Below are 12,802 nucleotides of genomic sequence, written 5' to 3'. Positions count from 1 at the left end.
AAGACAGGGGGAATTTTTGCAAGTTACGGCGAACTATTGTGTTAAGCTGGCTTGCCAAGTGTTCGTCCATTGTTTTAATTGTTCTGCATTGACACCACTACCCAAGGTAGTTTTGCTTTGCTGCGCTTGTTTTAAGGCATCAAAGTGAGGCTCAATTTTTTCATCAATTACGGCAAACATCACATTTTTTTGTGAAATTTGGCTTTGCGCCTGTGGTGAGATCAAAAATTGCATAAAGGCATCTGCACAAGCATTTGGGTGATTTGCCATTCGTGCCGCGGTTTCAATTTGTAACACTTGCCCTTCAGCAAAATCCGTGGCGGCGTAATTGGCATCTTTATCATTTAATAAGTGATAAAGCGGTGATGTGTTATAGCTAAATACTAAATCCGCTTCGCCTTTTAAAAAGGCGCCATAAGTTTCCGACCAGCCTTTGCCCACAGTAACGGTATGGCTAGCAAGTTTTTTCCACGCAGCGCCCACATCATCACCATAAACTTCATTCATTAAGATCACTAAACCACGCCCCACACCACTGGTGCGCGGATCTTGGTAAATGACGCGAAGTTGTTGGTTATACACTAACTCTTTTAGGCTTTTTGGTGGATTTGGTAATTTTTCTTTATGATAAACAAAGGCATAAGCACCAAAATCATAAGGTAAGAACACCTTGTCTTGCCACTTCACGGGCAAGGAAAGTTGTTCCGTTGGCACGTTATTTTCGGCAAATAATTGTGTTTTTCTCGCTTCATCAAGCATCGTTTGATCTAAGCCTAAAACAATATCCGCTTTGCTCTTTTTTCCTTCAAGACGAATGCGATTAAACATCACGCCTGTGCTATCAAAAGGCACATAATTTACCTGACATTGCGGATGAGCTTGTTCAAACAAAGCTTTCACTTTCGGACCTGCGCCCCAATCGGCACTAAAACTATCATAAGTGTAAACTTGCACATTTTCAGGGCTTTGTGCCGCCATAAGGTGGGTGCTAAAAAGTGCGGTAAGAAAAGTAAGAGAAAAAGATTTTTTGAATTGCATAGTGTTTCCTTCCATAAAAAACGACCAGCAATATTGACGCAAACAGCAAAGAAATTAGTTTCCTACGTCAGTATTAACTGTATCAGGTTCACGGGTATGATCTCAGCTATCAAGCACCCCGACTAATCTGAGCTTTTAACTCGGCTTTCAGTGTAGTAATTTTCCGTTGCTAATGCAATCTATGTGTTTAAAAATTCTCAAAATTTCTTTATAGTTAGCAACAAGTTAATCATTCATAAGGATAGGCTATGGCATTTTCTGTTCCCCACCTTGAGGATACCTTGCAAGCACTGGCAGCGAGTTTAATTGAACACTTCCCCGAACGCTACAATGAAGAAATTTACACACAACTTACTGCGCAGCAAAATGATCCCACAAGCCCGATTGGCAAGCTGGCGCAAGGCATTGCAATGTCTGATTTTGTGGCAGAAACCTTAAAAAAACAACCGCACTTTTTGCACCAATGTTGGCAGCAGATCCCCACTTTAGAAAATACAGACTATTATCGCCAAGCCTTGCAGGATTTACTTGAAAGCGTTAATGATGATGCCCAACTGTATCGCCAACTGCGTCTGTTTCGCCACCGTGAAATGGCAAAACTGAGCCTGTGCCAAAGCCTAAATCTCGCCACCGTAGAAGCGGTTTTTGTGCACCTTTCTCAACTGGCAGAAGGCATTATTATCGCTACTCGCGATTGGCTTTATCAGCGCGCTTGTGCGGAAATGGGAACGCCAATGGACGCGCACGGTAACCCACAACAACTTTATATTTTAGGAATGGGAAAATTAGGCGGATTTGAACTCAATTTTTCTTCTGATATTGATCTCATTTTCACCTACCCTGCCAATGGAGAAACCCAAGGGGCAAGGCGTTCCATTGAAAATAGCGTGTTTTTCACTCGCCTTGGGCAACGCCTGATCAACGCCCTTGATCAATATACGCCAGATGGTTTTGTGTATCGCACGGATATGCGTCTGCGTCCTTTTGGTGAAGCGGGTGCATTAGCACTGAGCTTTACTGCGATGGAACAATATTACCAAGAACAAGGGCGCGATTGGGAACGCTATGCGATGATCAAAGGGAGAATTTTAGGGGCGGATCCGCAAGATCCGAATGTGAAAAACTTGCAAAATTTGCTCCGCCCTTTTGTTTATCGCCGTTATATTGACTTCAGTGTGATTCAAGCACTACGCGAAATGAAAGGTAAAATTGAGCGAGAAGTGCGCCGCCGCGGTTTAGTGGATAACATTAAACTTGGTGCAGGGGGAATTCGTGAAATTGAATTTATCGTGCAAGTTTTCCAGCTAATTCGTGGTGGTCGCGAAATCAAATTGCAGCAGCATTCTCTGCTTAATCTCTTGCCAGAATTAGAAAAATTAGGCCTGCTTAGCCCAAATGAAAAACAAGATTTGCAACAAGCCTATGTGTTTTTACGCCGTGTAGAAAACCTGTTGCAAGCCATTGATGATAAGCAAACGCAACTTTTACCAGAAAAAGAACTGGATCGCCAACGCCTGATTTTTGCGGCACAACATTACCTTCAATGGAATGATGAAAAACAACCAATCATTGTGGAAAACCACCTCACCAGCTGGGCAGATTTTTATGCGTTATTGCAATCTCACCAACACAAAGTGCGGTCGGTTTTTTCTCAATTAATTGGCGAAGAAAATGATAAGCCCACGCCAGAAAATAGCCAATGGGACGATTTTTTAGAAACGGATCTCAATGATGAAGACATTCAGCTGATGTTGCAACAAAATGGCATAAAACTGGAAGAAAATGCACCGCTCTTACAACGCCTTGCTCAGTTCCGCACCGAGCTAGCGCGCCGTCCTATTGGTACAAGGGGGCGTGGCGTATTGGTGCAATTAATGCCAATGTTGTTGGCGCAGATTTTCCAGCATCAGGCCTATGAAACCTTGCTACCACGAATGTTGGATATTGTGGACAAAATTCTCACGCGCACTACCTATTTAGAATTATTAGTGGAGAATCCACAGGTGCTAAATCAGCTTATTGAGCTGTGTTCGCAATCGCAACTGATTGCGCAACAAGTGGCGCGCCACCCGATTTTGCTTGATGAATTGTTAGATCGCAAGGCGTTGCTTAATCCTACCCATTTTAGCGAATATCGCAGCGAATTAAAGCAATATCTGCTCCGTTTACCGCAAGATGATGAAGAACAATTCATTGATGCCCTACGCCAATTTAAGCAAAGCACCTTGTTGCGCGTGGCAGCAGCGGATATTCTGGGTGCGTTACCTGTAATGAAAGTCAGCGATCATCTCACCTACTTAGCGGAAGCCATTATTGATGCGGTGGTCAATCTCGCTTGGCAGCAAGTCAGCGCGCGCTTTGGCGTGCCAGAGTTTCTTGCCCCTGATGAAAAAGGCTTTTTGGTGATTGGTTATGGCAAATTGGGCGGCATTGAGCTGGGGTATAAATCTGATTTGGATTTGGTGTTCTTATTTGACGGCACTAAAACGGGGCAAACGGTCGGCGGGAAAAAAGTGATTGATAGCAATCAGTTTTATCTCAAGCTTGCTCAAAAAATCATCAGCATTTTTAGTATGAATACCAGCGCTGGCGTGCTTTATGAGGTGGACATTCGCCTACGCCCTTCTGGCGATGCGGGCTTGCTTGGCTGTTCATTGAGTGCTTTTGAAAATTATCAGCTGAATGAAGCTTGGACGTGGGAAAAACAGGCCTTGGTGCGCAGTCGCGCGGTTTATGGCGAGCCTGCCTTGCGCCAACGCTTTGAGCTGATTCGCCACAAGGTGCTGGCTGCCCCACGGGATCTTGTGCAACTCAAAGAAGATGTGAAAGCAATGCGCGAGAAAATGTATCAACATCTTGCCAATAGCAATCCTGATGAATTTAACATTAAAACCGATAAAGGCGGCATTACAGATATTGAATTTATCGCGCAATATTTGGTGCTGGCTTACGCGCCGCAATACCCGAGCTTAACCACTTGGTCGGATAACGTGCGGATTTTTGAATCAATGGCGGAAATTCCTAATACAGAAAATGAAAGTACGGAAAAGCAAACTGAAGAAAATAAAAGCGTGAAAAATAAAAGTGCGGTGCTAAATTTTGAAATTTCTGAGCAATTAAAAAATGCCTACACCAGCCTGCGCAACCGTATTCATCAATTAAATTTACTTGGCTTGCCGGTGGTGGTTAGCCAAGTAGAATTTCAATCTGAACGCCAATTTATTGAAGAAATTTGGCGGACGTTATTTGATTAGTTACGCATTTTATTGGCTAACTCAACAATTTTCACGATCACCCTTGTGGCGTCCCACATTCCTTCAAGGGTGGTCAATTCTTGCTTGCTATGGAAATTGTAGCCGCCAGTAAATAGCATTGGGCAAGGAATCTGTTTTTCTGCTAATTTCGCACCGAGATAACCTGAGCGGATTGGCGTGAGAATTGGCTCAATATCACATTGTTTCATTGCCAAATCGGCAAGTTGAATAGATTTTGGCTGCTGTTTAATAACTTCGCCCATATTGCCATATTGATCTTCAATGCTTAACTGTGCTTTTTTTCTTAAGCGTTTTTTGCGATTAAAATCCACAATCATCATTGCCAAAAATGCTTTACGCTGTTCAAAACTCACCGCATCAAAATCACAAATTAAATAGCGCATTTCCACTTTCTCAATGTCGCCCGTTAGGCTTTCTAAATGGAAAAAACCCTGCTTACGCTCTGTTTTTTCTGGCACTTCTTGCGCTGGTAGCCCCTTTTGAAATTCACAAGCTAAAGTGAGTGCATTACGCATTTTGTCTTTGCCTACTCCGGCTTGAATATTGCGTCCATAAAGGGTTACGGTGGCGGTGGCGACATTGACATTTTCATACCCCAAACTACCCACGCCCTCCCCGGCAAGGCAATATGCCCAATCACAAGTAAATTTCTCAAAAGGAAAATGTTTCATTCCCTGCCCAGTTTCTTTGTCTGGCACAAAGGCAAGGCGAATGTTGCAATGGGAAAGATGATTTTGCTGCAAAATATGAAGTGCGGTCAGAATTTCTGCTATTCCTGCTTTGTTATCTGCTCCTAGCAAGGTTTTCCCATCACCAACCACTAAGGTTTTTCCAATCAATTTTTGTAAAAATGGGTGATATACCGGGCTGATAAATTCTTCCCCTATGCCAAGAGAAATATCACCGCCACGATAATTTTCAATCACTTCAGGCAAGGCGTGTTTGCTGCTACATTGTGGTGAAGTATCAAGCTGGCTAATAAAGCCAATGGTCGGCATTTTAGGGCTAACATTGGAAGGCAAAAATGCGGTGAGAATACCTTGTTTCGTTAATTCAATTTGTTGCAAACCCAGTGCAGAAAGCTCTTGTTGCAGAAATTTAGCCAGCTTTGCCTGCCCAGTGGAACTAGGAATAGGCTTGGCATTAAATTTCCCTTGCGTGTCAAAACTCACATAGTTCAAAAAACGTTCTAATAATCCTTCTTGATATTGTGTGCTGTTTTCCATAATCATCTTTTCGTTTGCAAAAAATCGTTGCGTTTTATTCTAACTAGGCGCTTAACTTGAGGTATTGATATATAACAAAATTCAACGCAATTTTTTTAGTCAAAATATGATTAATTGCTTTTCATTATGGGGCGTTCGCTATATCATTAGCACTTATTTCTATACACTGATTGTTCAACCAATTTTCTTAGGGAGAAAACCAAAGCTAGTGGAAAATTCAGTTCAAACCAAGCCGATTATTGAGCTTCGTTCTTTAACCAAATCTTATGGCGACAAAACGATTATTAATGGTTTAAATCTTACCATTAACAATGGCGAATTTTTGACAATTTTAGGGCCATCAGGCTGTGGTAAAACCACAGTGTTACGCTTGATTGCAGGATTAGAAGATCCTAACGGCGGTAAGATTATTTTGGACGGTCAGGATATTACTGATGTGCCAGCAGAACGCCGTTTTGTGAATACGGTATTCCAAAGTTATGCCCTGTTCCCGCATATGACGATTTTTGAAAACGTGGCTTTCGGTTTGCGTATGCAGAAAGTGCCAAATGCGGAAATTAAACCGCGCGTAATGGAAGCCTTGCGTATGGTTCGTTTGGAAGAAATGGCGGATCGCAAGCCTAATCAGCTTTCTGGCGGTCAGCAACAACGTATTGCCATTGCAAGAGCGGTGGTAAATAAGCCAAAAGTGTTGTTACTAGACGAATCGCTTTCCGCATTGGATTATAAATTGCGTAAAGAAATGCAAAATGAACTGAAAGCCTTGCAACGTCAATTAGGCATTACCTTTATTTTCGTTACCCACGATCAAGAAGAAGCCTTAACAATGTCTGATCGTATTATCGTGATGAACAAAGGTAACATTGAGCAAGATGGCACACCACGCGAAATTTACGAAGAGCCGAAGAATTTATTCGTGGCACGTTTCATTGGCGAAATTAATGTTTTCAACGCCAAAGTGATTGAGCGCGTGAGCGAAAAAACCGTAAAAGCCAACGTGGAAGGTCGTATTTGTGAGATCTATACTGATTTACCGGTTCAACCTGATCAGCATTTGAAAGTGCTTTTACGCCCTGAAGATATTGTGATTGAAGAATTAGACGAAAACGAACAATCCAAAGCGATTATCGGACACGTTTCTGATCGTAACTATAAAGGTATGACCTTGGAATCTAGCATTATTCTTGATCATAACAATATGAAAGTGTTAGTTAGCGAATTCTTCAATGAAGATGATCCGCACATTGATCACTCCGTAGGACAAAAAGTTGCCCTAACTTGGCACGAAGGCTGGGAGGTTGTGTTAGACGATGAAGACAGCTAATTCTGGATTTCAAAAAATCACCATTACCACCATTTTTGCGTGGTTAATTTTCTTTGTGCTTGCGCCAAACTTATTGGTGCTTGCGGTGAGTTTTTTAACCCGTGATAGCAGTGATTTTTATGCCTTACCATTTACTATTGAGAACTACACGCGTTTATTTGAACCGCTTTATGCGCAAGTGGTGTGGAATTCTCTTTATATGTCGGGCATTGCGACCATTATTTGTTTAATCATTGGCTACCCTTTTGCCTTTATGATTAGCAAAATTAAGGAAAAATATCGCCCTATTTTGCTCTTTTTAGTAGTATTGCCATTCTGGACGAACTCATTAATTCGTATTTACGGAATGAAAATTTTCCTTGGTGTAAAAGGGATTTTAAACAGCACCTTGCTGACCCTTGGCATTATCAATGAGCCAATTCGTATTCTTAATACGGAAGCGGCGGTGATTATTGGTTTAGTCTATCTGTTATTGCCATTTATGATTTTGCCATTGTATGCAGCCATTGAAAAATTGGATTACCGTTTATTAGAAGCAGCTAAAGATTTGGGCGCAAACAGTTTCCAACGCTTTGTTAAAGTGATTATTCCACTCACAATGCCGGGCATTATTGCAGGCTGTTTATTAGTGTTATTACCAGCAATGGGAATGTTCTATGTGGCGGACTTACTCGGTGGTGCGAAAGTCTTGCTTGTGGGTAACGTGATCAAGAGTGAATTCTTAATTTCGCGTAACTGGCCATTTGGTTCTGCAATTAGTATCGGCTTGACCATTTTAATGGCATTACTCATCTTTGTTTATTACAAAGCAAGCAAATTAATGAATAAGAAAATGGAGTTGGAATAATGAGTCGTTTACTGCGTAATGTTTTTATGTTGGTGGTGTACGCTTATTTGTATATCCCAATTATCATTTTGGTGACCAATTCGTTTAATGCTGATCGCTACGGATTAAGCTGGAAAGGCTTTAGCTGGAATTGGTATGAGCGTTTATTTAACAACGATACCTTAATCCAAGCTGCGTTCCACTCTGTAACTATCGCCTTTTTTGCGGCCACTTTTTCTACAATTTTGGGTGGATTAACGGCGATTGCTTTATATCGCTATCGTTTCCGCGGTAAACAGGCGGTGAGCGGAATGTTGTTTATCGTAATGATGTCGCCTGATATTGTAATGGCGGTGTCTTTGCTTGCGTTATTTATGATCGTTGGTATCTCGCTCGGATTTTGGTCATTGCTTTTAGCACATATCACTTTCTGTCTGCCTTATGTTGTAGTAAGCGTGTTCTCTCGCTTGAAAGGATTTGACGCCAAAATGCTTGAAGCGGCGAAAGATTTAGGTGCAAGTGAAGTAACCATTTTGCGTAAAATTATTTTGCCACTGGCACTTCCTGCCATTGTTTCGGGCTGGTTATTGAGCTTTACCATTTCCCTTGATGATGTGGTGGTATCTTCTTTTGTGAGCGGTGTAAGCTATGAAATCTTACCACTGAAAATTTTCTCATTGGTGAAAACAGGGGTAACGCCAGAAGTGAACGCCCTTGCCACCATTATGATTATTTTCTCCCTTGCTTTAGTGGTATTAAGCCAAGTTGTGGCGAAAAAAGATAAATAGCCCAAATGGGAAAATAATACTTCACAAATAAGCATAGACAAAATAGAATACGCCTTGACGCTGTCAAGGCGTTTTTTTATTCATATTTTGTAAAAACAAAATATGCCCCTAACCCTCTTAACAGGAGAATGATAGAAATGAAAAAATTTGCAGGTCTTTTCACAGCCGGAATGATCGCAGTTACTTTAACAGCTTGTAATGATAAAGAAACAAAGAATGCGGACACCAAAGCACCAGCTAACGATACCGTATATCTTTACACTTGGACAGAATATGTTCCAGATGGTTTATTAGACGAATTTACCAAAGAAACTGGCATCAAAGTCATTGTTTCAAGCCTTGAATCTAACGAAACAATGTACGCTAAATTAAAAACACAAGGTGAAGCTGGCGGTTACGATGTTATCGCACCTTCAAACTACTTTGTGTCAAAAATGGCGCGTGAAGGTATGTTAATGCCATTAGATCACAGCAAATTACCTGTTATCAAAGAATTAAACCCAGATTGGTTAGACAAACCTTACGATAAAGGCAACAAATATTCTTTACCACAATTATTAGGTGCACCGGGTATTGCCTATAACACCAATGATTACAAAGGTTCTGACTTCACCACTTGGGGCGATTTATGGAAACCAGAATTTGTGGGTAAAGTACAACTTCTTGATGACGCGCGCGAAGTTTTCAATATCGCATTGTTAAAACTAGGTCAAGATCCAAATACACAAGATCCTGAAGTAATTAAACAAGCTTACGAAGAGTTATTAAAATTACGTCCAAACGTACTTTCTTTCAACTCTGACAACCCCGCTAACTCATTCATCTCAGGTGAAGTGAACGTGGGTCAATTATGGAATGGTTCTGTGCGTATTGCGAAAAAAGAAAATGCACCTTTAGATATGGTATTCCCGAAAGAAGGCCCTGTGCTTTGGGTTGATACCCTTGCAATTCCTGCAACAGCGAAAAATCCAGATGGCGCGCACAAACTTATTAACTATATGTTAGGTGCGAAAACAGCAGCGAAATTAACAGAAGAAATTGGCTACCCAACATCAAATGTTGAAGCGTTAAAATTACTTCCAGATGAAATTACTAAAGATCCTGCTATCTACCCAACACAAGAAGTGTTACAGAGCAGCTACTGGCAAGATGACGTTGGTGATGCTGTTCAGTACTATGAAGAGTATTACCAAAAATTAAAAGCAGCGAAATAATTTCTCGCATAAATAAACCTCGCAAATGCGAGGTTTATTTTTTCCTATATTCAAAAAACTTACTAAAATCCCACCGCACTTACTCTTTTTTATTACGGAATAGTCTAACTAAGTTAAAATAACGCTAATAAAAAATAATTTCTTATAATCATCTCCAATTCTTCATATGATAATAATTACATAACTACAATTGAATACAGCAAAAATAACACTACAGAAAAAATCGAAATAAACCTTTAAAAATCAACATCTTGCAAAAAAATAACCGGCACTCCACTTGAAATTATTATTTATGGGCATATACTCAATAATAAATAGCTATTTTAACTATCAAAAAATAATCTATTTCACAAATAAGGAGTTTAAAAATGAGTCATACCCCTGATATTCTCACTAACCCTCTGACTAATAAAGGCACAGCATTTACCTTTGAAGAACGCGCTAAACTCGGCTTAACAGGGCGTTTACCTGCTGCGGTGGAAACCCTTGATGAACAAGCCAAACGTGCTTACGAACAGCTTTCTTGCTATGAAAAACCAATGGAAAAATATATTTTCCTTGATCAATTACATAATCGTAATGAAGTGCTTTACTACCGCCTGCTTACCGAGCATATTGCCGAAATGCTACCGATTGTCTATGACCCTACTGTAGGTGATGCAATCAAGCAATGGAGCCGTGATTATCGCCGTTCTCGTGCAGTTTATCTGAATGTGAACCGCCCAGAAGATATTCGTGCTTCTTTTGAAACATTAGGGCTTGGTGCAGATGATGTGGATCTCATCGTGTGTTCTGATGCAGAAGAAATTCTTGGTATTGGCGATTGGGGCGTGAACGGAACAGATATTTCTGTCGGAAAACTAGCGGTGTATACAGCAGCTGCAGGCATTGATCCAAGCCGTGTCATTGCAGTGAATTTAGACGTGGGAACAGATAATGAAGCATTGCTAAACGATCCAACTTATCTTGGCAACCGCCACGCTCGTGTTCGTGGTGAGCGCTATGATCACTTAATTAATGAATATCTCAAAGTCGCTTCTGAAATGTTCCCGAATGCCCTGTTGCACTTTGAAGACTTTGGCCCGTCCAACGCGCGTCGTATCTTAGTTGAGAATCGTGAAAAATATCGTATTTTCAATGATGATATGCAAGGAACAGGGGCGATTGTGATGGCTGCGGTAATTTCTGGCTTAAAAGTAACAAAACAGAATTTTGCAGAACAGCGCCTTGTGGTTTATGGTGCAGGTACGGCTGGTACAGGAATGGCAGATCAAATCAGCGCCGCAATGGAACGTAACGGACTTTCACGCGAAGAAGCGAAAAAACGCGTATGGCTGATTGATATTAATGGCTTAGTCACTGACGATATGCCAAATCTGCCTAATTACCAACAGGAATATGCTCGTCCTGCTGCGGAAGTGGCTGATTGGGCGCGTGAAAATGGCAAAATTGGATTGTTAGAAGTGGTAAAACAAGCGAAGCCAACCATTTTAATTGGTACATCAACAGATCACGGCGCATTCAGCGAAGAAGTTGTTAAAGCCCTTTGCGCAGGTGTAGAACGCCCAATTTTATTACCGCTTTCTAACCCAACAGAACGTATCGAAGTGATGCCACAAGATGCCGTACCTTGGTCACAAGGTAAAGCCTTAATTGCAACGGGAATCCCTGTTGATCCTGTGCAATATAATGGTACTGACTTCCATATTGGACAAGGCAATAATGCACTGCTCTACCCTGGATTAGGTCTAGGGGTGATTGTATCTGGAGCAAAACAGGTTACAGATGGAATGCTACTTGCAGCAGCGGAAGCCGTAGCAAGCCAAGTAAACCCACAAGATTTAGGTGCATCACTTCTTCCACCAGTGGATAACTTACGCGCTTCTTCCGCCACTGTTGCGGTTGCCGTTGCTAAACAAGCGGTAAAAGATGGTGTGGCAACTAAACAGAGTGATAACTGGGTACAAAGCGTACAAGACGCAATGTGGCAGGCTGTTTATCGTTAAATATCATCTATGCCGTCTAATATTTGGACGGCATTTTTATAAAAAATTACCACATCTTATTAATTAATATAAAAAACATCTTGCTAAACTCTTAAAAAATAAATAATTCAAACAGAGGAAAATAATATGCTTTTTCTCACCGCACTTGAAAATATCTTATCTATCGTGCTTATTATTGCATTAGGCTTCTGTTTACGACACAAAGGCTATTTTGCAGATAGCTTTACTGGTAATATTTCTAAACTAATTATGAATATTGCGTTACCAGCATCCATTTTTGTTTCCGTATTAAGCCACCTTACTCGTGGAAAATTATTTTCTCTATCAGACGGATTAATTTATGGCAGTATCGCAATATTATTAGGCTATATTATTGCGTGGTTAATGACAAAATTCTTTAATATTCGCGCTGGGCGGAAAGGTGTCTTTATTAATACGATTGTAAACGCTAATACCATATTTATCGGCTTACCATTAAATATCGCATTATTTGGTGAAAATAGTATGCCTTATTTTTTAGTTTATTATGTGTTAAATACAATTTCTACTTGGACATTTGGTGCTTGGCTGATTGCGCAAGATAGTAGCCAACCGCAGCCATCAACACATAACACATTCAGCTGGAAAAAACTTTTACCGCCACCACTACTAGGTTTTCTAGTCGCGCTAATATTTTTACTTATCAATATTCCAGTGCCAAATTTTATTCATAGTGCGTTAAGCTACATTGGTGCAATGGTTACACCTCTCTCACTTATTTATATTGGCATCACCCTTTATGATGCAGGGCTAAAAAGCATCAGATTTGATAAAGATACCATTACCGCACTCATCGGTAAATTTGCTATCGCCCCTGCAATTATGGCACTGCTTATTTTCCTGGGCAAAGCTTGGCTACCACTGCCAACTATTGAAACACAGACGCTTATTCTGCAATCCTCTGTTTCTGCTCTCGCCATATTGCCTATTCTCGCAAATGAAGCCAAAGGCGATGTATCCTTTGCCACCAATATCGTAACCACAAGCACCCTATTATTTATTCCTATTGTGCCACTTATTGATGCTTTACTTGGGCTTTTAAACTAAATTTAAAAAAAAGCACCGC

Annotated in this window: 9 protein-coding genes and 1 riboswitch; of the genes, 7 read left to right on the top strand and 2 right to left on the bottom strand. The window is 40.8% G+C overall.

The genetic code is table 11. From position 1 onward, the window contains the following. Positions 1–33: 33 nt before the first annotated feature. Positions 34–1,038, bottom strand: a complete 1,005-nt coding sequence (gene thiB / locus ELZ61_RS05810; protein ID WP_126372130.1) for a thiamine ABC transporter substrate binding subunit — start codon at positions 1,036–1,038, stop codon at positions 34–36. 42 nt (positions 1,039–1,080) lie between these two features. Next, a riboswitch (TPP riboswitch) is annotated at positions 1,081–1,169 on the bottom strand. A 117-nt stretch (positions 1,170–1,286) separates the two neighbouring features. Between thiB and glnE the strand changes: the two genes are divergently transcribed. Next, entirely contained in the window at positions 1,287–4,292 is a 3,006-nt protein-coding gene (gene glnE, locus ELZ61_RS05805) for a bifunctional [glutamate--ammonia ligase]-adenylyl-L-tyrosine phosphorylase/[glutamate--ammonia-ligase] adenylyltransferase (protein WP_126372128.1), read from the top strand. Here the strand turns inward: glnE and pepT are convergent. Beyond that, positions 4,289–5,539, bottom strand: coding sequence for a peptidase T (pepT, locus tag ELZ61_RS05800; RefSeq protein ID WP_126372126.1), 1,251 nt, complete (start codon positions 5,537–5,539; stop codon positions 4,289–4,291). The two genes, glnE and pepT, sit on opposite strands and share 4 nt — an antisense overlap. Before the next feature lie 208 nt (positions 5,540–5,747). Here pepT and potA point away from each other — a divergent pair, with 208 nt between their 5' ends. The 6 genes from potA (at position 5,748) to ELZ61_RS05770 (ending at position 12,783) form a co-directional block, all read left to right on the top strand. Beyond that, positions 5,748–6,863, top strand: a complete 1,116-nt coding sequence (gene potA / locus ELZ61_RS05795) for a spermidine/putrescine ABC transporter ATP-binding protein PotA (RefSeq protein WP_103852693.1) — start codon at positions 5,748–5,750, stop codon at positions 6,861–6,863. Continuing rightward, complete coding sequence (potB, locus tag ELZ61_RS05790; RefSeq protein WP_103855555.1) at positions 6,850–7,710, top strand: spermidine/putrescine ABC transporter permease PotB; 861 nt, start codon at positions 6,850–6,852, stop codon at positions 7,708–7,710. The genes potA and potB overlap by 14 nt, the downstream gene beginning before the upstream one ends. Then, positions 7,710–8,477 carry a spermidine/putrescine ABC transporter permease PotC gene (gene potC / locus ELZ61_RS05785; protein WP_103852687.1) on the top strand — a complete coding sequence of 256 codons (768 nt, stop codon included), beginning with the start codon at positions 7,710–7,712 and terminating at the stop codon, positions 8,475–8,477. Before potB ends, potC begins: the two co-directional genes overlap by 1 nt. Before the next feature lie 137 nt (positions 8,478–8,614). After that, complete coding sequence (locus ELZ61_RS05780; RefSeq protein WP_126372124.1) at positions 8,615–9,691, top strand: extracellular solute-binding protein; 1,077 nt, start codon at positions 8,615–8,617, stop codon at positions 9,689–9,691. A 368-nt stretch (positions 9,692–10,059) separates the two neighbouring features. Further along, positions 10,060–11,697: an NAD-dependent malic enzyme gene (locus tag ELZ61_RS05775; protein ID WP_126372122.1), complete on the top strand. Its 1,638-nt coding sequence runs from the start codon at positions 10,060–10,062 to the stop codon at positions 11,695–11,697. Positions 11,698–11,823: 126 nt separating this feature from the next. Further along, positions 11,824–12,783 carry an AEC family transporter gene (locus tag ELZ61_RS05770; protein ID WP_126372120.1) on the top strand — a complete coding sequence of 320 codons (960 nt, stop codon included), beginning with the start codon at positions 11,824–11,826 and terminating at the stop codon, positions 12,781–12,783. Positions 12,784–12,802 lie beyond the last annotated feature (19 nt).

Origin of the sequence: Avibacterium volantium (assembly GCF_900635775.1) — a bacterium.
Classification (GTDB): domain Bacteria; phylum Pseudomonadota; class Gammaproteobacteria; order Enterobacterales; family Pasteurellaceae; genus Avibacterium; species Avibacterium volantium.
This window is presented reverse-complemented; position numbering and strand designations above follow the sequence as displayed.